The organism is Pseudoxanthomonas sp. USHLN014, assembly GCF_037153335.1.
GTDB lineage: Bacteria > Pseudomonadota > Gammaproteobacteria > Xanthomonadales > Xanthomonadaceae > Pseudoxanthomonas_A > Pseudoxanthomonas_A winnipegensis.
Genome location: NZ_JBBCKO010000001.1, coordinates 498,662 through 520,326, shown reverse-complemented (window position 1 = coordinate 520,326; position 21,665 = coordinate 498,662). Strand labels below are relative to the sequence as shown.

Annotated in this window: 16 protein-coding genes; 13 read left to right on the top strand and 3 right to left on the bottom strand. The window is 66.5% G+C overall.

What is annotated here, in order from left to right:
• The first annotated feature begins 72 nt into the window (after positions 1-72).
• From WFQ05_RS02300 to WFQ05_RS02275, 6 genes are all read left to right on the top strand, one after another.
• Positions 73-978, top strand: a complete 906-nt coding sequence (locus WFQ05_RS02300) for an acyl-CoA desaturase (protein WP_337052744.1) — start codon at positions 73-75, stop codon at positions 976-978.
• Positions 975-2,222, top strand: coding sequence for an FAD-dependent oxidoreductase (locus tag WFQ05_RS02295; RefSeq protein ID WP_337052447.1), 1,248 nt, complete (start codon positions 975-977; stop codon positions 2,220-2,222). The genes WFQ05_RS02300 and WFQ05_RS02295 overlap by 4 nt, the downstream gene beginning before the upstream one ends.
• A 68-nt stretch (positions 2,223-2,290) precedes the next feature.
• Positions 2,291-3,094, top strand: coding sequence for a DUF1365 domain-containing protein (locus WFQ05_RS02290; RefSeq protein WP_337052446.1), 804 nt, complete (start codon positions 2,291-2,293; stop codon positions 3,092-3,094).
• Positions 3,091-4,386 carry a cyclopropane-fatty-acyl-phospholipid synthase family protein gene (locus WFQ05_RS02285; protein WP_337052445.1) on the top strand — a complete coding sequence of 432 codons (1,296 nt, stop codon included), beginning with the start codon at positions 3,091-3,093 and terminating at the stop codon, positions 4,384-4,386. The genes WFQ05_RS02290 and WFQ05_RS02285 overlap by 4 nt, the downstream gene beginning before the upstream one ends.
• Complete coding sequence (locus WFQ05_RS02280) at positions 4,383-5,165, top strand: DUF1295 domain-containing protein (RefSeq protein WP_337052444.1); 783 nt, start codon at positions 4,383-4,385, stop codon at positions 5,163-5,165. The genes WFQ05_RS02285 and WFQ05_RS02280 overlap by 4 nt, the downstream gene beginning before the upstream one ends.
• A gap of 253 nt (positions 5,166-5,418) precedes the next feature.
• Complete coding sequence (locus tag WFQ05_RS02275) at positions 5,419-6,498, top strand: cyclopropane-fatty-acyl-phospholipid synthase family protein (protein WP_130522508.1); 1,080 nt, start codon at positions 5,419-5,421, stop codon at positions 6,496-6,498.
• A gap of 133 nt (positions 6,499-6,631) precedes the next feature.
• Here WFQ05_RS02275 and creC read toward each other — a convergent pair whose 3' ends face one another.
• Positions 6,632-8,071 (bottom strand): two-component system sensor histidine kinase CreC, encoded by a 1,440-nt coding sequence (creC, locus tag WFQ05_RS02270; RefSeq protein ID WP_337052443.1) that lies wholly within the window; start codon positions 8,069-8,071, stop codon positions 6,632-6,634.
• 3 nt (positions 8,072-8,074) lie between these two features.
• Positions 8,075-8,758 (bottom strand): two-component system response regulator CreB, encoded by a 684-nt coding sequence (gene creB, locus WFQ05_RS02265; protein ID WP_337052442.1) that lies wholly within the window; start codon positions 8,756-8,758, stop codon positions 8,075-8,077.
• Between the two features lie 35 nt (positions 8,759-8,793).
• On the opposite strand from creB, the gene rlmJ reads away from it, so the two are divergent.
• Positions 8,794-9,651 carry a 23S rRNA (adenine(2030)-N(6))-methyltransferase RlmJ gene (rlmJ, locus tag WFQ05_RS02260; protein ID WP_130533070.1) on the top strand — a complete coding sequence of 286 codons (858 nt, stop codon included), beginning with the start codon at positions 8,794-8,796 and terminating at the stop codon, positions 9,649-9,651.
• A 3-nt stretch (positions 9,652-9,654) separates the two neighbouring features.
• Here the strand turns inward: rlmJ and WFQ05_RS02255 are convergent, their stop codons facing one another.
• Positions 9,655-11,946 (bottom strand): TonB-dependent receptor, encoded by a 2,292-nt coding sequence (locus tag WFQ05_RS02255; RefSeq protein WP_337052441.1) that lies wholly within the window; start codon positions 11,944-11,946, stop codon positions 9,655-9,657.
• Positions 11,947-12,548: 602 nt separating this feature from the next.
• Between WFQ05_RS02255 and WFQ05_RS02250 the strand changes: the two genes are divergently transcribed.
• From WFQ05_RS02250 to WFQ05_RS02225, 6 genes are all read left to right on the top strand, one after another.
• The gene (locus WFQ05_RS02250) at positions 12,549-13,130 is read left to right on the top strand and encodes a GNAT family N-acetyltransferase (protein ID WP_130531402.1); all 582 of its coding nucleotides are present in this window, start codon (positions 12,549-12,551) and stop codon (positions 13,128-13,130) included.
• 83 nt (positions 13,131-13,213) lie between these two features.
• Positions 13,214-16,705 (top strand): transcription-repair coupling factor, encoded by a 3,492-nt coding sequence (gene mfd, locus WFQ05_RS02245; protein ID WP_337052440.1) that lies wholly within the window; start codon positions 13,214-13,216, stop codon positions 16,703-16,705.
• Between the two features lie 503 nt (positions 16,706-17,208).
• Positions 17,209-18,534, top strand: a complete 1,326-nt coding sequence (locus WFQ05_RS02240) for a hypothetical protein (RefSeq protein ID WP_337052439.1) — start codon at positions 17,209-17,211, stop codon at positions 18,532-18,534.
• Between the two features lie 79 nt (positions 18,535-18,613).
• A complete protein-coding gene (locus WFQ05_RS02235) occupies positions 18,614-19,669 on the top strand; it encodes a RelA/SpoT domain-containing protein (RefSeq protein WP_337052438.1) in 1,056 nt (351 codons plus the stop codon).
• A 324-nt stretch (positions 19,670-19,993) separates the two neighbouring features.
• Positions 19,994-20,536: a hypothetical protein gene (locus WFQ05_RS02230; RefSeq protein ID WP_337052437.1), complete on the top strand. Its 543-nt coding sequence runs from the start codon at positions 19,994-19,996 to the stop codon at positions 20,534-20,536.
• Between the two features lie 663 nt (positions 20,537-21,199).
• Entirely contained in the window at positions 21,200-21,649 is a 450-nt protein-coding gene (locus tag WFQ05_RS02225) for a GNAT family N-acetyltransferase (protein WP_337052436.1), read from the top strand.
• Positions 21,650-21,665: the final 16 nt, after the last annotated feature.

Genomic DNA, 21,665 nt, shown 5'->3' with positions numbered 1-21,665 from the left:
TCAGACCCGGCCCTCGCCGATGCGCCCGTCTCCCCTGCCCCGCCCGCGGCCCGCGCGCGCTGGTGGCAGGCGCTGCGGCGCTGGTTCGACACCGCCGAAGACGCACCGCTCGATGCGGCCCGCGCCGACCGCATCGACTGGCTGCGCGCGGTGCCCTTCATCGCGCTGCACCTGATGTGTCTGGGCGTGTTCTGGGTGGGCTGGTCGTGGTTCGCCGTCGCCACCGCGGTGGCGCTGTACGCGGCGCGCATGTTCGCGATCACCGCCTTCTACCATCGCTACTTCGCGCACAAGGCGTTCAAGACCTCGCGCCCGGTGCAGGCGGCGTTCGCCGCGCTGGGCGCGATGAGCGTGCAGCGTGGCCCGCTGTGGTGGGCCGCGCACCATCGCCACCACCATCGGGTGACCGATACGCCGGACGATCCGCATTCGCCGCGCCAGCATGGCTTCTGGTGGAGCCACATGGGCTGGTTCCTGACCCCGCGCGGTTTCCGCACCGACTGGACCGCGATCCCGGATCTGCGCCGTTTCCCCGAGCTGCGCTTCATCGATCGCTTCGACCTGCTGCTGCCGGTGCTGCTGGCCGCCGGGCTGTTCGCGCTGGGCATGGCGCTGGAGCGCTGGGCGCCGTCGCTGCACACCGACGGGCCGCAGCTGCTGGTGTGGGGGTTCTTCGTCTCCACGGTCTTGCTGTTCCATGCCACGGTCACGATCAACTCGCTGGCGCACCGCTTCGGCTCGCGCCGCTTCGACACGCGCGATGACAGCCGCAACAACGCGCTGCTGGCGCTGCTGACCTTCGGCGAAGGCTGGCACAACAACCATCACCACTTCCCCGGCTCGGCGCGGCAAGGCTTCGTGTGGTGGGAGGTGGACCTGACCTGGTACGGGCTGAAGCTGATGTCGTGGATGGGCCTGGTGCGCGACCTCAAGCCGGTGCCGCCGGGGCTGCTGCGCCGCACGCGGGGCGCGCGATGAGCCGCATCGCGGTGGTCGGCGGCGGCATCGCCGGCATGGGCGCGGCCTGGGGACTGTCGCAGCGTCATCAGGTGACGCTGTTCGAGGCCGGCGACTATCTGGGCGGGCATACGCACACCCACGACATCGAGATCGACGGGCAGCACTACGCGGTCGATACCGGCTTCATCGTGTTCAACCCGCTCCACTACCCGTTGCTGACGCGCCTGTTCGACACGCTGGGCGTGGCCTCGCAGCCGACCACGATGAGCTTCTCGGTCAGCGATGCGCGCAGCGGGCTGGAATACAACGCCGGCACGCTGGCCGGCCTGTTCTGCCAGAAACGCAACCTGGTCAGCCCGACGTTCTGGCGGATGCTGGGCGACCTGCGCCGCTTCTACCGACAGGCGCCGCAGGTGCTGGCCGAGCCCGCGCCGGGACCGACGCTGGGCGAATACCTGTCCGCGAACGGCTACTCGGCCACCTTCCGCGACGCGCACATCGTGCCGATGGCCTCGGCGCTGTGGTCCTCGCCGGCCAGGACGATCCTCGACTTCCCGATGCGGCATCTGGTGCGCTTCATGCACAACCACCACATGCTGCAGCTGACCGGGCGCCCGCCCTGGCGCGTGGTCAGCGGCGGCTCCAACCGCTACGTGCAGGCGCTGCAGAAAACCTGGCGTGTGGAAGTGCAGCTGGCCACGCCCGTGCACGGCGTCAAGCGCCAGGCGCAGGGGGTGCGGCTGTGGACCGCCGCGGGCGAGCAGGACTTCGATGCGGTGGTGCTGGCCTGCCACGCCGACGATGCGCTGGCGCTGCTGGAGGACGCCGATCAGGAGGAGCGCGCGGTGCTCGGCGCGGTCACCTATCAAGACAACGACACCGTGCTGCATACCGACGCGCGCGTGCTGCCGCGCGATCGGCGCGCCTGGGCCGCGTGGAATGCGCGCCTGCCCGAGCAGGACGGCGACACCTGCACGGTGAGCTACTGGATGAACGCCCTGCAGTCGCTGGACGCGCCGGTGCCCTTCATCGTCAGCCTCAACCAGGACGCACACATCGACCCGGCGCGCGTGCTGCGCCGGATGCGCTACCGCCATCCGCACCAGACCGCCGCCTCGGTCTCCGCGCAGGCCGCGCTTCCGCGCATCCAGGGGCGCGGCCAAGTGTGGCACGCAGGCGCCGGCTGGGGCTTCGGCTTCCATGAGGACGGGCTGCGCAGCGGACTGGACGTGGCCCGCGCATTGGGATCGCCATGGCCGTGAGCCACGCCCGCGAGAACGTTTCGGCCCCTGGCCAAGTGCACGACGCAAGGACGTGTGCTGATGGTTTTGTGCGCGATACCGCCTCGACCGCGCTGGCCAGCGCGCTGTACGTGGGCCGCGTGCGCCATCGCCGCCACGCACCCAAGCCGCATGCCTTCACCTGGCCGCTGTTCATGGCCTATCTGGATCTGGACGAACTGGACCGCGTGTTCGCCGGGCGCTGGCTGTGGTCGCGCGAGCGCCGCAACGTGGTCGAGTTCCGGCGCGCGGACTTCCTCGGCGATGCCGCCGTGCCGCTGGATGAGGCGGTGCGCGACCTGGTGAAGGCGCGCACCGGCCAGCGGCCGCGCGGCCCGATCCGCATGCTCACCCACCTGCGCACCTTCGGCTACAGCTTCAATCCGGTGACGTTTTATTACTGCTTCGCCGCCGACGGCCGCACGCTGGAGACGCTGGTGGCACAGATCACCAATACGCCTTGGAAGCAGCGCCATGCCTATGTGCTGCCGGTGGCGCAGGCCATGGTCGATGGCGACTTCCTGCAGTGGCGCTTCGACAAGCGCTTCCATGTCTCGCCCTTCATGGCGATGGAACACGACTACCGCTGGCGCTTCGATGTGCCCGGACATGCGCTGCGCGTGCATATGGATGTGCTGTGCCCGCCGGATCCGCAGGGCGGCCACGCGCGTCGCTTCGACGCCACCCTGAGCCTGCGGCGCCGGCCGATGAGCGGCCGGCACATGGCCGCGGCGCTGCTGCGCTATCCGCTGATGACCCTGCAGGTGATCGTCGGCATCCATTGGCATGCGCTGCGCCTGTGGCTGCGCGGCAATCCCGTCCACGACCATCCCGACAAGAGGGCCGCCCCATGACCCGCCTCGACGCGTCCACCACGCCCGCCGCCAACGCGCCGGCCGATTCCGGCTCCTTCGTCGAACGCCTGCTGCGCCGCCGCCTGCTCGACACCCTGGGCCAGCTGCGCGGCGGTCGGCTGGTGCTCGAGGAGGCCGGCCAGATGCACGTGCTCGGCCACTGCGAGGTCGACGAGCCCGCGCCGCTGAGCGCGCACCTGCGCGTCCACGACCCGGCGTTCTGGCGCATGGCCGCGTTGAACGGCAGCGTCGGCGCGGGCGAAGCCTGGATGGAAGGGCTGTGGGACTGCGACGACCTGGTCGCGCTGATGCGCCTGCTGGTGCGCAACCGCGACCTGCTCGACGCCATGGACAGCGGCACCGCGCGCCTGGGCGGTGCGGCGATGAAGCTGCTGCATGCCTGCACGCGCAACACTCGCCGCGGCAGCCGGCGCAACATCGCTGCGCACTACGACCTGGGCAATGCGCTGTTCGCGCTGTTCCTGGACGAGAACCTGATGTACTCCTCGGCCATCTACGAGGATCAGGACGAGTCGCTGGAGGTCGCCGCCACCCGCAAGCTCGACCGCATCTGCCAGAAGCTGCAGCTGGGGCCGCAGCACCGGGTGGTGGAGATCGGCACCGGCTGGGGCGGCTTTGCCCTGCATGCGGCCGGGCGCTACGGCTGCCATGTCACCACCACCACGATCTCGCGCGAGCAGCACGACCTGTCCGCGCAGCGCATCGCGCAGGCCGGGCTGCAGGACCGCATCACCCTGCTGATGCGCGACTACCGCGACCTGGAGGGCCGCTTCGACCGGCTGGTCTCGATCGAGATGATCGAGGCGATCGGCCATCAGTACCTGGAGACCTACTTCGCCAAGGTCGGCGACCTGCTGGCCCACGATGGCCAGGCGCTGATCCAGGCCATCACCATCGAGGACCATCGCTATGCGCAGGCGCGCGATTCGGTGGACTTCATTAAGCGGCATATCTTCCCGGGCAGCTTCATCCCTTCGGTCGCGGCGATGACCGGGGCGATGGCCAAAGCCAGCGACCTGCGCCTGTTCAACCTGGAAGACATCGGCCCCAGCTACGCGCTGACCCTGCGCGCCTGGCGTGCGCGCTTCACCAGCCGGCTCGACGAGGTCCGCGCCCTGGGCTACGACGCGCGCTTCATCCGCATGTGGGTGTTCTACCTGGCCTATTGCGAGGCCGGCTTCCTGGAGCGCTCCATCGGCGATGTACAGCTGTGGCTGACGCGGCCCGGCGCGCGCGCCGTGCAGTACCCCTATGCGTTGGCAGGCGCATGAACGGCTGGCTGATCCTGCATGTGCTGCTGGTGGCGGCGGCGGTGATGCTGCTGGCCTGGCTGTGGCAGCGCCGCACGCGCAACGCCGGAGTGGTCGACGTGGTCTGGTCCGCGGGCATGGCGGGCAGCGCGGTGTACTACGCCCTTGCGGCGAACGGTGCGGCCTTGCCGCGCACGCTGGTCGCGCTGCTGGGCGGGGCCTGGGGACTGCGCCTGGCCTGGCATCTGGGTCGGCGCGTGTTCGGCGATGCGCATGAGGACGGCCGCTATGCGTACCTGCGCGAGCACTGGCACGACCATCAGGGCAAGTTCCTGCTGTTCTTCCTGGCCCAGGCGCTGATGATCGTGCTGCTGTCGCTGCCGTTCTGGATCGTGGCGCACAACCCCAGCGCCGCGTTCTCGGCCTGGACCGCGGCCGGGATCGCGGTGTGGCTGGTGGCGTTGGCCGGCGAAAGCCTGGCCGATCGCCAGCTGGCCGCGTGGAAGCGCGATCCCGCGCACAAGGGCCGCACCTGCGACGCCGGCCTGTGGGCCTGGTCGCGCCATCCCAACTACTTCTTCGAATGGGTGCACTGGTTCGCCTACGTACTGCTGGCCATCGGTCTGCCGTGGGGCTGGGTGCTGACCGCCTTCAGCGGCCCGGTGCTGATGCTGGCCTTTCTCTATCGGCTCACCGGCATTCCCTTCACCGAGGCCCAGTCGCTGCGCAGTCGCGGCGAGGACTATGCGCGCTATCAGCGCCGGGTCAGCGCTTTTTTCCCGCGTCCGCCGAAGGCTTAGGCGTCATGGACTTCGGGATGAGTGCTGCCAACCACACCTCGTCGTTCCCGCGACAGCGGGAACCCATGGACCTTGCTTGCTCGCCAGAAAGTCCCTGGATTCCCGCGTGCGCGGGAATGACGGTAGCTGGGTTTGTTCGCGGCTGGAAAGGTCACTCCGCTTGGAGAAGGCGACCAACGCAGACCAGCGCTTCCTAGCGCCCCGCATTCGCTACAGATCCCATCACACGCATTGAATCCCCCTGGAGTTGCCGATGTCCGCCGCCCGCCCCCTGCCCGAACACGATGCCTCGCGCGAAAGCCTCGCCACGCGCCTGGCCGAATCCGGCCGCCTGCCCGATCCGCTGCTGCGCCTGGGCATCCGCCGCCAGTGCGCGCAGCGCCTGAAGGAAGAACGCCGCGGCGGCCCCGAGGCCGTGCGCCAGCGCCAACAGGCGCTGCTCGACGCGCTGCGCCTGGACGCCATCGCGGTGGAGACCCAGGCCGCCAACCGTCAGCACTACGAGCTCCCGCCGGAGTTCTTCCGCCTGTGCCTGGGCAAGCACCTGAAGTACAGCAGCTGTCTGTGGGACGAGCACACCACCGAGCTGACCCAGGCCGAGGAGAAGATGCTGCGCCTGTACGGCGAGCGTGCCGACCTGGCCAACGCCAGCCGCATCCTGGAGCTCGGCTGCGGCTGGGGGTCGCTGACACTGTGGATGGCCGAGCGCTATCCGAAGACCATGATCACCGCGGTGTCCAACTCGCGCCCGCAGAAGGAGTTCATCGAGGCGCGCTGCCGTGAGCGGGCGATCTTCAACGTCGAGGTCATCACCTGCGACGTCAACACGCTACAGCTGCCGCAGGGCATGTTCGACCGCGTGGTGTCGATCGAGATGTTCGAGCACATGCGCAACTACCAGACGCTGATGGGGCGCGTGGCCGGCTGGCTCAAGCCAGGCGGCAAGCTGTTCGTGCACATCTTCTGCCATCGCGAGCTGGCCTACCTGTTCCAGACCGAGGGCGAGGACAACTGGATGGGCCGGCACTTCTTCACCGGCGGGCTGATGCCGGCGGCCGACACGCTGCTGCAGTTCCAGGAGGCGCTGACCCTGGAAGAGCGCTGGCTGCTGCCCGGCACCCATTACGAGAAGACCGCCAACGCCTGGCTGGCCAACCAGGACGCGCACCGCGACCAGATCATGGGCCTGATGCGCCAGACCTACGGCGTGGCAGAGGCGGCGCGCTGGTACCAGCGCTGGCGCATGTTCTGGATGGCCTGCGCCGAGCTGTTCGGCTACGCCGGCGGCAGCGAGTGGATGGTCGGCCACTATCGCTTCCGCAAGCCCGCCTGACGCGATCGCCTCGCCCCTCCCCTTCGCGCGACCAGCGCAAGCGACCTGCCCCTCCCCTTTGCGCGAAGCGCAAGGGGGAGGCCGGGAGGGGGTGCTCTTCGCGAAGCCCCCTCAGCCGCCGCTCAACGTTCTCTCAAGCGACAGGCAACTCCACCGTCGCCACCGCCCCACCCTCTTCACCGTTGCACAGCGCCACCCGCCCCCCGTGCAGCCGCACCACCTCGCGCACGAACGGCAGCCCCAGCCCGGTGCCACGGCGCCCGCTGGCCGGCGCGGGCAGCGAATAGAACCGCTCGAACACCCGCGCCAGCGCATAGTCCGGCACGCCCGGCCCGGCATCGCGCACGCGCAGCACCACCAGGCCCTCGCCAGAACGCGCCGACAGCACGATGCGCGCGCCACGCGGCGAGAACGCCAGCGCGTTGTCCAGCAGATTGGCCAGCGCCTGGCGCAGCAGGAAGGCATCGCCCTGCACCACCAGCCCCGCCTCGGCCTGCACCTCCAGCGCCACCTCCGCGGCCTGCAGGCGCGGCGCCATGGCCGCGGCCACCTGCGCCAACAGCTCGGCCACCGCCACCGGCGCCCGGGTCTGCAGCCAGCCATGCTGTTCGACCTCGGCCAGTGCCAGCAGCTTGTCGATGGTCTCGGTCAGGCGCTGCTGCTGGTCCAGGATGTTGCGCGCGAAGCGCTGGCGCTCGGCCTCCGGCAGCGGCTCCTGCAGCAGCTCGGCCGCACCGCGGATGCCGGCCAGCGGGCTCTTCATCTCGTGGGTCAGCGACTGCACGTACTGCTCGACGTAGTCCTTGCCCTCCAGCTTGCGGCGCATGGTTTCCAGCGCCTGGCCCAGGTCGCCGATCTCATCGCGCCGCGGCTTGGGCGGGGGCACCGGCAGGCCGGCGCTGACTGCCTGCGCATAGTGGTTGAGCCGGCCGATGCCGCGCGCCAGCCACCAGGTCATCAGCACGCCGATCAGCACCGACAGGCCCACCAGCCAGCCGCCGCGGCGCAGGATGCTGCGCTGGCTGGCGGCGATGAACGGCTCGAAGGTGCGGTTGGGCTGGGACAGCGTGAGCACGCCGATCAGCCGCCGCGACGCATCGCCCGGCGCATAGATCGGCGCGGCCACGTGCATCACCGTATTCACCTGATCGCCCGGCGTCTCGGGGCTGGAGCGCGCGCCGTACTGGCCGCGCAGCGTGCGGTAGACATCGTTCCAGCGCGAGTTGTCGCGGCCCAGGTCCTGTCCACGCGAGTCGAACACCACCACCCCGCGCGCGTCAGTGATGCTGACCCGGTAGTCGATGCGCTTCTTCGGGATCTGCCAGATGTGCGCATCGACCTCGCGCTGGAAGGCGGTGTCCATCTCACGCGCGAACCGCCCCGTGCCGATGCGCCCGGCGGCCAGGTCGTCGGCGGCCATCACCGCCAGCACGTTGGCCGTGTCCACCAGCGTGGACTCCATCGCCTGGCGCACGCCCGGCTTGACCTCGGCCACGAACACGCGCATGACGAAGAACGCCGCCAGGCCGGTGATCAGGAAGAAGCCGAGGAACAGCCGCAGGCCCAGCTTCATCGGCTACAGCTCCAGCGAATAGCCCAGCCCGCGATGCGTGCGCACCGGATCGGGCTGCGCGCCGGCCGCGCGCAGCTTGGCGCGCAGGGTCTTGATATGCGTGTCCACGGTGCGGTCGGGGCTGTCGGCATCGCGGTCCCAGCCGCGGTCCATCAGCTGGGCGCGGCTGAGGATCGCGCCGGGACGCTGCAGCAGCGCGGCCAGCAGCGCGTATTCGTAGCGGGTCAGGTCCAGCGGCTGGTCGCGGAAGCGGATGCGATGGCCTTCGTCGTCGATGCTGAACGCCCCTTGCGCGCGCTCGGCCGGCGCCGCGCTGGCCGGCCGGCGCAGGCGGGCGCGTACGCGCGCGACCAGCTCGCGCGGGGAGAACGGCTTGGCCACGTAGTCGTCCGCGCCCAGCTCCAGACCCAACACGCGGTCGATCTCGTCGTTGCGCGCGGTCAGGAACAGCACCGGCACCTGGCTGAAGGCGCGCAGCTGCCGGCACACCTCGAAGCCGCTGCCGTCGGGCAGGCCCACGTCCAGCACCAGCACGTCGATGCCGCCGCCGCGCACGCGCGGCACCACCTCGCGCGCCAGCGCCACGTGCTCGGCCTGCAGGCCTTCGCTGCGCAGCGCATAGAGCACCGCGTCGGCGATGGCGGGCTCGTCTTCCACGACCAGGACCTTGGGCATGCCGCGCAGCATAGCCGCGCCCTGCCGCGCGCTCTATCCTTGCGCGCATGAACTATCGACACGCCTTCCACGCCGGCAACCATGCCGACGTGCTCAAGCACATGGTGCTGGTCAACCTGCTGGAGGCGCTGAACCGCAAGGACAGCCCCTACTTCGTGCTCGACACCCACGCCGGACGCGGCCACTACCTGTTGGCCTCGCCGGAGGCGCGCAAGACCTCCGAGGCCGAGCACGGGGTGTTCAAGCTGTTCGGCCAGCCGCAGCTGCACCCCAGCATCGAGGCCTATCTGCGCGCGGTCCAGGCGCACAACCCGGTCGGCGCGCTGGTGGCCTACCCCGGCTCGCCGCTGCTGGTGGCCCAGCACCTGCGCGAGGGCGACCGCCTCGCCGCCTGCGAACTGCAGCCCGAGGAGGCCCAGGCCCTGCGCGAGCTGTTCCACCGCGACGCGCGCGTGGCGGTGCATGCGCGCGACGGCTACGGCGCGATCAAGGCCCTGCTGCCGCCGCGCATCGGCCAGGTCAAGTACGGCCGCGGCCTGGTGCTGATCGACCCGCCCTACGAGGCGCAGGACGCCGAGTACCCGCAGATCATCGCCGCCGTGCGCGAGGGCCTGACCCGCTGGCCCGGCGCCAGCTTCGCGGTCTGGTACCCGATCAAGCAGCGGCGCACGCTGCAGCCCTTCCTGCGCAAGGCCGCGGCGCTGCCGGCGCGCTCGGTCTGGCTGGCCGAGCTGCAGGTGCGCGCCGATGATTCGCCGCTGCGCCTGGCCGGCAGCGGCATGCTGATGATCAACGCCCCGTGGCAGTTCGAGCAGGCCATCGCCCCGGCCCTGCCGCAGCTGCAGCAGGCCCTGGGCGAGGCCGGCGCGACCACCCGGCTGGAATGGCTGCGGCAGCCGGACTGAAGCCTAGAACTTCTTGCGCAGGGTCACGAACACCTGCCGCGGCGCGCCGGCCTGCATGGTGTTGTTGAGCGAGGCGGCGGTGTTGAAGAACTGCCCCGAGCCCAGCGCGGCGATGTAGCGCTTGTCCAGCAGGTTGGTGGCGTTGAGCTGGATCTCGCTGTTGTCCCAGATCCCGCCTGCGAGGCGGTAGCCCAGCGTCGCATCGACCAGGGTGTAGCCCGGCGTGGTGACATCGCCGGTATAGGTCACGTTGCGCTTGGAGGTGTAGGCGCCGGACAGGTTGCCGAACAGCGTGCCGTCGTCGTAGTTGAGCTCCAGCTTGGCCAGCTGCTCCGGCGTATCGACCGGCCGCACGCCGTGCGTGGGCACCGTGGTGGTGCCGTTGACGGTGTCGTCGTCGTACTGGCTGTCGTTGTAGGAATAGGAGCCGATCAGCGACAGCGCCGGGTCGATGCGCCAGGTCAGGCCGGCCTCCACGCCCTGGCTGGTCACGCTGCCCACGTTCTGCAGCACGCTGGGATTGCCCAGGATGTTGGCCGAGCTGAAGGCCGCCAGCAGGCGGTTCTCGAACTTGACGTGGTACAGCGTCAGCGAGCCGCGCAGCGCGTCCGCATCGAAGCGCCAGCCGCCTTCCACCGTGCGCGAAGTCTCCGGCTTGAGCGTGCCGCGGATCGCCTCGAACCCGGCCTGGGTGGTGCCGAACGGCCCGCGGAACGAGCTCTGGAAGGCGCGCATGTTCTCGGCGTAGTTGGCGAAGAACTCGCTGCCGCCCACGCGCCAGGCCGCGCCCACCTGCGGCTGGAACCAGTCCTTGGCCTCGATATGGCCGTTGATGAACGGCGTGCCGGCCCGGGTGACGATGCCGTTGCGCACCTTGGCGCCCTTGAAGCCGGCGTCGATGGTCAGCCGATCGTTGACCGACCAGCGATCGCTCAGCGAGACCTGGTTGGTGATGGTGGTGAGGTCGGTGAGGAAGTCGCTGCGGAACGGATTGGACAGGAAGTCGGTCACGTCCGGGCGGTGAGTCAGACTGGCCGCGTAGTAATTGCGATCGGTCGAACCGCGGTTGTCCTCGTACCAGTAGGTCGCCTGCAGGCTGTGCGCGCCCAGCGTGGCGGTGGCCTCCAGCAGCGCGCCATCGCGGTCCACGCCGTACTCGGTGGTGCGCACCGACAGCGGGAAGCCGTCGGGGCTAAACACCGCCGGCGTATAGATGCCGCCCGAGCCCTTGTCGGTGTGGCGGTAGTAGGTGCCCTTCAGGTTGAGCCAGTCGCCCACCGGCACTTCCAGCGTGCTGGCGCCCAGCCAGTCGCGGCGGATGCCGCCGCTGTCGTAATAGGTGTCGTTGACGGTCTTGTACGGCGCCGGGAACTGCGTGCCGGCCGACGGGAACGGCAGCGGCTTGCGCGCGGCGGCGGCCTTGCGGTTGGCATCGACCTGCGAGAGCAGGATGGCCGTGGCGTAGTCCGGCGCCAGGAAGTCCAGGTCGTAGCCGATGGTGCGCAGCGTGGCCGGCGAGAGGTCGGCGTAGTTGCGCTCGCGGTGCAGCGAGTAGTTGACCCAGGTGGTCAGCGTGGCGCGGCCGATCTCCTGCTCCCACTTGGTGTTGAGCTTGCGGTCGGGCTGGGTGCCGCTGCCCTTCCACTTGTCCGCGTCGTGGTACACGCCGGAGATGGACAGGCGCGTGCCGGTGGACAGCTGGCCGGTCTCGGCGCGGGCGAAGACGTGCGTGGTCGCATCGCTGCCATAGGTCGCGGCCACCTCGCCGCCGGCCTTGTCCTCCAGCGGCCGCGAATAGAACTGCAGGCTGCCGCCCAGGTTGCTGGTCGAGGCCACGCCCAGCCCGCCCGCGCCCTGGGCGAACACCACCCGGTCGATGTTCTCGGCGGCGATGGCGCGGCTGATGTGCAGGCCGTTCCAGGTGTTGTAGAACATGTCGCCCAGCGGCACGCCGTCCAGGGTGTAGCCCATCTGGCTCTGGTTGAAGCCGCGCACCGACAGGCGCGTGCCCAGCTCGTAGGTGCCGAACGGATCGGAGGACTGCAGCGCCACGCCCGGCAGCCGGGCGATGGCCTTCAGCGGCGAACTGCCCGGCGCCAGCAGGTCGATGGCCTGGGCCGAGACCGTCTGCTCGGCGCGCACGGCGCCATCGCCGTACACCACGATCTGCGACAGCTCGGCGGGCTTGGAAGGGTCGGTGGCGGCGGCGCCGTCGGTGGTCTGGGCGTGCAGCGGCGCGGCCAGCACGGTCAGGACCACCGGCAGCCGCGAGGCGAGCGCGAGGCGTGATGTCATGGGGAGATGGGGCAGATGCAGGGGCCAGCGAACATATCGGCGCTGCGCTGCAGCAATACGACGGGCAGATGACAGTCCGCTGTGGGTGACATGTCGGTGCGGCAGGTTCAGCGGCGCGCGGCGATAGGCGAACGCAGCTGAGGCGACGCTTGAACGTCCATGGATTCCCGCGTTCGCGGGAATGACGGTCGGGGTTGTCGCTGCCGTCGTTGTCGTGGCCGCGGCAGATGACGGCAGCGGCGAAACTGCGTCTATGCCGTGTCAGCGTCGGTCACGTCGCGCAACGGTCATCAAGCTTGCCTGGCCACGCCCATCAAGCCTGAAAGCTCACCATAACCATCAAGATCGGAAGCTCACCCCGGTCATCGAGCTTCGAACCCCACCCTCGTCGTTCCCGCGAACGCGCGAACCCATGGACGTTCGCGCGAACAGCCCAAGGCCCTGAGTCTGACCGGCACTCGGGTTTCAGCCAGGCGACCACCCCGTGTCCAAGCCATGTCACCGACACGCACCGCCCCCGCTTTCCATGCGCCCTACCCTGTCCGCACTGTCATCACCCATGTCAATCCGGACTTCACCCGGCCCGTGCCAGCATCGGTTCCATGAGCGGGCAAAAGCGACTGCCGCCGTGGCATGAGAACTTCCGGTTGCGTGACGGCCGGGAACTGCTGATCCGCCCCATCCGGCAAGAGGATGCGGCGCCGATCCGTGGTGCATTCGAGCTGCTGGAACCGATCGAGATCCGCCAGCGCTTTCTCACGACCATGGCCGAACTTCCGGCGGACCAGGCCGCGCGCCTGTGCAGCCCGGACCCAAGAACCGAATTCGCCCTGGTGGCGGCCGAGCCCTTGCCTCCCGGCGAGGCGCTGGTGGGCGCCGTGGCCAGGGCCCGGGTGCTGCCCGACGGCCAGCAGGCCGAATACGCCGTACTGGTCAGCCGCTTCATCGCCGGCCAGGGCGTGGGCCGTCACCTGATGCGCAGGCTGGTCAAATGGGCGCGCGGCCGCAATCTGCGGCAGCTGCTCGGCGATGTGCAGCACGACAACCAGCCCATGCTGCAGCTGGTGCGCTCGCTCGGCTTCCGCGTCCTGCCCGAGCGCCCGGCCCAGGGGCTGGTGCGCGTGGTGCTGGACCTGGACACCGCCGACGGGCGCCTGCCCGCCGAGACCATCAGCCCGGCCTGAAGCGCCTCGCCCCGCCGAGCGCTCCGAGCGTACCGGCCGCCTCACGCGGCCGGGCTTGCCGGCCACGTTAAAATGGTGGGCTGATGAGCAAGCCCGTCCCCTCCCCGCCGCTGCCTCGCGCCGGCCACGCGCGCGCCTGGTGGCGCGCTCCCGCCTCCCCGACCGCTCTGGCCTGGTACCTGATCCAGGCCGCGCGCGCCCACGAGGGCCCGCTGCTGGCCATCGCCGCGGACAACCACGCCGCGCACCAGATCGAATCGGACCTGCACACCCTGCTCGGCCCCGACGTCGCACTGCCGGTGCTGCCGTTCCCGGACTGGGAAACCCTGCCCTACGACCGTTTCAGCCCGCATCCGGACATCGTCTCCCAGCGCCTGGCCGCGCTGAACCGCCTGCCCACCCTAGGGCGCGGCATTGTGGTGGTGCCGGTGCAGACCCTGATGCAGCGCCTGGCGCCGGTGGCGCGCATGTCCGGCAGCAGCTTCGACTACAGGGTCGGCGAGAAGCTGGACTTCGACACCGAGAAGCGCCGGCTGGAAGCGGCCAGCTACCGCAACGTGCCGCAGGTGCAGGATCCGGGCGACTTCGCCGTGCGCGGCGGCCTGCTGGACGTCTATCCGATGGGCGCCAAGGCGCCGCTGCGCATCGAGCTGTTCGACGAGAGCATCGACACCATCCGCGCCTTCGATCCGGAGACCCAGCGCTCGCTGGAGAAGACCGAGGCGATCCGCATCCTGCCCGGGCGCGAGGTGCCGCTGGACCCGCGCAGCGTGGAGAAGGCGATGAACGCCCTGCGCGAGCGCTTCGACGTGGACACGCGCCGCAGCAGCCTCTACCAGGACCTCAAGTCCGGCCTGGCGCCGGCCGGCATCGAGTACTACCTGCCGCTGTTCTACGAGCAGACCGCCACCCTGTTCGACTACGTGGGCGACAAGGCGCTGCCGGTGCTGGCCGATGCCGCGCTGGCCAACGCCGACGCGTTCTGGCTGCAGGCGCAGTCGCGCTACGAGCAGCGCCGGCACGACGTCGAGCACCCGGTGCTGCCGCCCGAGGAGCTGTACCTGGCGCCCAACCCGCTGCGCGAACTGCTCAACCAGCGCCCGCGCGTGGAGCTGTGCGGGCCGAACCATCCGCGCGTGGAGGACGCCGCGCCGCTGGGCGACGTCACACTGCCGCCGCTGCCCCTGGCCCCGCGCGACGCGCCCGCCGGCCATGCGCTGCGCCAGTTCATCGAAGGCTACCCAGGCGGCGTGCTGGTGGCGGCCGACTCGGCCGGCCGCCGCGAGGCGCTGCTGGAGGTGATGCAGTCGGCCGGCCTCAAGCCACAGGTGGTGCCCGACTTCACCGCCTTCCTCGGCGGACGCGCTGCCAGCGACGGCGAGGCCGCGCCGCTGAAGTTCGCCATCGCCGTGTCGCCGCTGGAAGACGGCTTCGCCCTGGAGGCCCCGCGCATCGCGGTGCTGACCGAGCGCCAGCTATTCCCCGAGCGCGCCAACCAGCCGCATCGCCGGCGCCGCAGCGGCAAGGAGCCCGAGGCGATCATCCGCGACCTGGGCGAGCTGTCCGAGGGCGCGCCGATCGTGCACGAGGACCACGGCGTGGGCCGCTACCGCGGCCTGGTCACGCTGGAGGCCGGCGGCATGCCGGCCGAATACGTCGAGATCGAATACGCCAAGGGCGACCGCCTGTACGTGCCGGTGGCCCAGCTGCACCTGATCAGCCGCTACTCCGGCGCCTCGGTGGAGACCGCGCCGCTGCATTCGCTCGGCGGCGAGGCCTGGACCAAGGCCAAGCGCCGCGCCGCGGAGAAGGTGCGCGACGTGGCCGCCGAATTGCTGGAGATCCAGGCCCGCCGCCAGGCCCGCGCCGGCCTGGCGCTGGACGTGGACCGGTCCATGTACGAGCCGTTCGCCGCGACCTTCCCCTTCGAGGAGACGCCGGACCAGCACGCGGCCATCGAGGCCGTGCTGCGCGATCTGGCCAGCAGCCAGCCGATGGACCGGGTGGTCTGCGGCGATGTGGGCTTCGGCAAGACCGAGGTCGCCGTGCGCGCGGCCTTCGCCGCGGCCAGCGCGGGCAAGCAGGTGGCCGTGCTGGTGCCGACCACGCTGCTGGCCGAGCAGCACTACCGCAACTTCCGCGACCGCTTCGCCGACTGGCCGCTGCGCGTGGAAGTGCTTTCGCGCTTCAAGTCGACCAAGGAGATCAAGGCCGAACTGGCCAAGGTGGCCGAGGGCCAGCTGGACGTGATCGTCGGCACCCATCGCCTGCTGCAGGCCGACGTCAAGTTCAAGGACTTGGGGCTTGTGATCGTCGATGAGGAGCAGCGCTTCGGCGTGCGACAGAAGGAGGCGCTCAAGGCCATGCGCGCCAACGTGCACCTGCTCACCCTGACCGCCACGCCGATCCCGCGCACGCTCAACATGGCCATGGCCGGCCTGCGCGACCTGTCGATCATCGCCACCCCGCCGGCCAACCGCATGGCGGTGCAGACCTTCGTCACCGTCTGGGACGAGGCGCTGCTGCGCGAGGCCTTCCAGCGCGAGCTCGCCCGCGGCGGCCAGGTGTACTTCCTGCACAACGACGTGGAGAGCATCGGCCGCATGCAGCGCGACCTGCAGGCGCTGGTGCCCGAGGCGCGCATCGGCGTGGCCCACGGCCAGATGCCCGAGCGTGAGCTGGAGCAGGTGATGCTGGGCTTCCAGAAGCAGCGCTTCAACGTGCTGCTGTGCTCGACCATCATCGAGTCGGGCATCGACATCCCCAACGCCAACACCATCATCATCAACCGCGCCGACCGCTTCGGCCTGGCCCAGCTGCACCAGCTGCGCGGCCGCGTCGGCCGCTCGCACCACCGCTCCTACGCCTATCTGGTGGCGCCGGAAACGCGTGCGCTGACCGACGACGCGCGGCGCCGGTTGGAGGCGATCTCCTCGATGGACGAACTGGGCGCTGGCTTCATGCTCTCCACCCACGACCTGGAGATCCGCGGCGCCGGCGAACTGCTGGGCGAGGACCAGAGCGGCCAGATGGCCGAAATCGGCTTCAGCCTGTACACCGAGCTGCTGGACCGCGCCGTGCGTTCGATCCGCCGCGGCCACCTGCCCGACGTGGACGTGGGCGAAGAGGCCCGCGGCGCCGAGATCGGCCTGCACGTGCCGGCGCTGATCCCCGAGGACTACCTGCCCGACGTGCACACCCGCCTGACCCTGTACAAGCGCATCTCCAGCGCCCGCGACGTGGACGAACTACGCGAGCTGCAGGTCGAGATGATCGACCGCTTCGGCCTGCTGCCCGACCCGGTCAAGCATCTGTTCGCCACCGCCGAGCTCAAGCTCAGCGCCGACGCGCTCGGCATCCGCAAGCTGGAACTGGGCGAAGCCGGCGGGCGCATCGTGTTCGAGGCCAAGCCCAAGGTCGACCCGATGACCGTCATCCAGCTGATCCAGAAGCAGCCCCGCATCTACGCCATGGACGGCCCGGACAAGCTGAAGATCAAGCTGCCCCTACCCGAGCCGGCCGACCGGTTCAATGCGGCCAAGGGGCTGATGGCGGCGCTGGCGCCGGCGGGGTGACGCGGCACCAGCGGCTGTGTCATCTCGCCGGGCGGACACCCGCCCACAGCTAGCGATGCGAACTCCAGCCAAACTCTAGCGCCCCTATAGGGCGTGGGGTATTTGCCGGCTTATAAGAACGCGCCCCGCCCCGTTGCCCTGCGCCAAGACATTTGTGGCGGCGCCTGGATGCGCGGGCCAACAGACGCGCGCACCATGGAATCGGCCCGCATTTTCCCGGCAGTGCGCTGCCGAAGCGCCCAACGCCCTGCATATCTCGGCCACCTGTAAGCATCGCATGCCTTCCGGATATCATGCTCTCCGCGCCGCTCTAAGATAGATTTGGGTCTATCCGCCCCCTATTTCTCTTCCCCGCCCCTCCTCCTGAAAGGAAGCGCCCGGATAAGCGATTGGACGGCCGGAAAATTCGATTATTGACGAGCCGCGCCTTGCCACCACAGAATCCGGCTTATGCTCCGAATTGGGGCGTATTAAATGGTTAGCCTTCTTCTGGAGATCCATGCATGTCGGCAATGATTCCAAGCCCAAATGAGCCAGTACTGCCGGCACTGCCTGCGACAGTTCTACCTGCAATAGCGGCACTTACGGCTTCGCTTGGCATCCCGAGAACGGTTCTGGCAAGTGACGAGGAGATCGCGTACGCATGGCGGGATCTACCGCGAGAGCTTCGTGAGATACCAGCGGAGCTTCGCGATGCGCTAGTTGCTCGCATGTGTGTAGCAGTCAGCACCGGGTTGTTCGACGGTGCAATCAACTATGCCTGGAATGCAGCAATAATTCAGTTGAGAAACAAGGTCAAGAATTTTGGGTTACCCATAGTTGCACAGATCTTGCAAACTGACTTCGAAGAGAAGCACCTGCTAGAACTTCAGGACAGTCGACTACTCGATCTCTGCCTCAAGCTCAACCTTACTACTGAGGACGGCTTTTTCTTTCTCGATCAGTGCCGCGACGTCAGAAACAACTACTCTGCCGCTCATCCTACGATTGGCTCGGTTAACGATAGGGAATTCGTTACCTTCTTAAATAGATGTGTGCGTTATGCGCTTGCTGACACGTCTTCACCGCGTGGCGTAGATATCGGTGCATTTATTGCGGCTATAAAAGGCGCAAGGTTCACGACCACCCAGTTTGGAGTCTGGGTACAGCGCCTCAAAGAAACACATGACGCCCAACGCCAACTGCTTGTGGGCATGGTTCATGGGATTTATTGCGACCCGAATGCTTCCGAGCCATCAAGGCTGAATTCGCTTGACATCTGCGAGAACCTAAAGACCTCATTCAATGCAGCCACACGCTCCGATCTAGTCAATAGGCATAGTGAGTACGCAGCGAAGGGCGATGAGCCTCGGCACACTGCATCGGTTCAATTCTTCGAAAAGCTCGGATTACTCGCACTCCTTAACGAGTCGGAGCAACATGCTGTTTTTTTTCGCGCCACCGAGCGACTGTGGAATTCCCATAACGGAATGAACAATTTCTACAACGAGCCGCCCTTCGCAGAGCGCCTCTACGAAATTTCTCAACAAGGGGCGGTTCCTGAGACGGTCCAGGAACACTTCGTCCAAACCATATCCTGCTGCTACGTTGGTAACGGCTATGGCGTTTCGTGGGCTGCTGCCGCAACTTATGAAAAGCTTATCCAGTCGTTCTCTCCGAGGGAGGTCGCTACAATGGTTAGACTGGCATCCTCGAATCAATCGGTCCTTGGCCGCCGTGTCGCCAACCTTCCTTCATGTCGGCAGCGGCTCAAACAAGCTCTGCAAATGATTGACCCTGCGAGCGTTCCGAGTGGTGTCAAAGCCTGGTATGACCACTTCACAGCGTAAGAAGGCGAACAATTCATTCAAGCCGGCGCCGCTTCGCTTTGCGTCTTAATTCAAGCGTTAGCTTATCAGGAAAAATCCCGTGTCGTTTGTAAAGCCGAAGTATTCGAAGAAGCAGATCAACAGAGCGGGAGAGATCCTGATATCGGACTCTGCCTCTGTCAGCGAACGACACTTTGCCGACGAGGCTCTTACGAATTTCCGAGCTGCACATGGATATCCGATCAACACCTTTCAAGCTACGCTGCGAGCCAAATTGAAAGGCATTGACGAAAAGGCCATTGTGGCACAGCGACTTAAGCGAACCCCTTCAATTGTCTTGAAGCTTAGACGCTTCGAGGGAATGAAGCTTGCCCGAATGCAAGACATAGGCGGGCTTCGAGCGGTTGTGTCGTCCGTCTCACGCGTACGAAAGCTTGAAAATTCATACAGGGATTCAAAGTTTCTACATGAGCTTGTCTCCTCAAAGGATTACCTTGCCGATCCAAAGGCCGATGGGTATCGCGGCATTCACCTGATCTACAAGTACGCAAACCCGAATGTTCCAGACTACGACGGGCTCTCCTTGGAACTGCAGATTCGCACTCGAATGCAACATGCCTGGGCGACAGCGGTCGAAACAATGGGCACCTTTCTCGGCCAAGCACTGAAGTCTGGCCAGGGCGAAGATCAATGGCGTGAGTTCTTTTCCATTGCGGGCGCCGCATTGGCAGACCTGGAGAAAACGACTCCAGTCCCGGGTTTTGAGAGCTGCTCTGCTCACCAGATTCATCAGCGATTGCGCGAATCGGAGAAGCGCTTGCGTGTGCTTGAGAAGCTCAGCGGCTTCGCAATCGCGGCGGACAGAATCACCACGGAGCGTGGTCAAGGTGGCTATCATCTAATTACGCTAGACTCGACCAAGCGCACCGTAACAATCAGACCATTTCCTGTAGCGAGGTTGGAGGAAGCAAACGTAGCCTACGCAGCAATCGAAGCTAGAACGAAGGCTGGCGAGCCGATTGAAGCTGTGCTTGTTTCGGCTGGTCCTGTTGAGTCGCTCCGGAAGGCCTATCCAAACTATTTCCTGGACACGCAGGTATTTGTGAGACAACTGCAACGCCTCATTGATGGACACAAATTGAGTGCAAAGAGCTAATAATTCATTCAAGCCAAACCCGCTTCGCGGGTCGGCTTAATTTTGGTGTTAGACGTGCGTCTTGTTAAGTGGCTTGGCGCTCTCGATTGCACCCACCATCGCGCCAGCTGACACTTGGCAGGTCAACTCAACGGAAGGACAAAATGGCAAGCCCTGGATCGAACTCAGCACAAGGCAGTCAAACTATCAGCTCGCACACCCAGCCGGCGACCTGCGTTGGGCACTTCTGGCCTAAGAACTCAATCAAGCCGAACTGGCTTCGCCAGTCGGCTTATTTGGGGCGTTAGGCAGCTCATGGCGAGTGTTCTACAACTGGCGAGGCAGGTGCCCACCGAAGCGTGGGTAGGCTTGTTTGGCGTTCTGTTCGGTTCGCTTCTCACTACGTTTGGTGTTTGGCTAACGAACCGCTCAAACACCAAACAACTCAAGATTAAAATCGATCATGAGAGACAGATCCAGCAACAGAGGCAGGCTAAAGAGCGGCTAGAGGAGCTGTACATTCTTGTCAGTCATTGGTTGCAGGCAATGTTTTCCAACAATCTTCATTTGTCGCTTGTCATGAAAGGACGGACTGACTACAACCAGTACCTGGACGCTGTGATTTCAAACGGCAAGGCATCTGGCTTGGACTTTAGCCGCATCGAAATGATTGTCAATGTTTACGGCCACCGACTTAGAGACGCGTACCAAAGCTGCATTTCCGCCAGAGAGAACGTAAATATGGTCATTTCCGATCATAAGGCTGCTTATCTCGCTGGAAATGCGGGGCACGTGTACCTCGCGCCATTCACCAGTGCGCAGCTCGAATTGGAGAGAGCGTGTGAGGAGCTTAGGTCGCTTATAGCGGCAGAGGCTAGAGGTGCCTGACTATTCGCTCAAGCCGATGCCCCCTCGCGGCACGACTTAACTCACACGCTAAGCGGATGGACAAGGCATACTTCGCCCACCCGCCATTGCAGATCATTTTTACGAGATTGGAATGATCGTTATGCATCCATCAGCAATGTGGAGCATCACCTTTTGGCCCACAGCAAAACCCGCTTGTCGTAGCCAGTGACCTCGCAGTCGCAGATACGGAACAGCGGGTGGCGGCGGCCTGTGATCGCGCTTGAGCGCGTAGGGACTGTAACCGACCGTCAGCAAACGGTGAGCGGGAAGGATACGAGTAAAAGCAGCCATGATGGCCTCCTAGCGGTTCGTTGATTAATGCCCTTGTTGAGAGGGCGACCGAGTACTTCAACACCGCCGCTAGACGGCCCCCAGCTTTCCCCGGCAAGCCGGGTCTTGTATGACTGGACGCTACTCGGCCATAGAAACTATGGACGCAAAAAAACCGCGTTTCAGTCGCGGGCACTGCTAGCGGATAAGGTGTGTTGAGCACCTAGTTTCACAAACTAGCGGCAAATATGGCACAGGTCAACTGCCGGACTCGCCTCGCCACTCATTCAAGCCGGCGCCGCTTCGCGGCACGACTCACTCAAGTGTTAGCCTTTAGATGAGATCCTGCCGTACGTAAAAGGCATTACGAAATTGAACATCCGTAAAGCGCAGCCAGAAGACCATCCATCGCTCCTTGGCATCTGGGAAGAATCGGTGCGCGCGTCGCACGACTTCCTGTCGGAGCAAGACATCCAATCGCTGCTTCCCCTCGTGCGCGATCATGCCTTGCCGGGTCTTGAAGTCTGGATCCTGTGCGACGAGGCGTCATCGCCGATCGGCTTCATGGGGTTGGACGATAACAAGGTGGAGGCATTGTTTATTGCTCCCACCAGCTTTCGTCGGGGTGGCGGAAAGGTCATGCTTGAGCATGCGAGAAAACTGAAAGGCGCCCTGAAGGTAGACGTCAACGAGCAGAATCCCCGCGCGGTCGCGTTTTACCTCTCCAATGGGTTTGTCGTCTCTGGCCGCTCCCCCTTGGATGCCCAAGGGTTGCCATTCCCGTTGTTGCATCTGGAGGAGGCCAGCCGGAGCGCCGCATAGCCGCTCGAACCGCCGT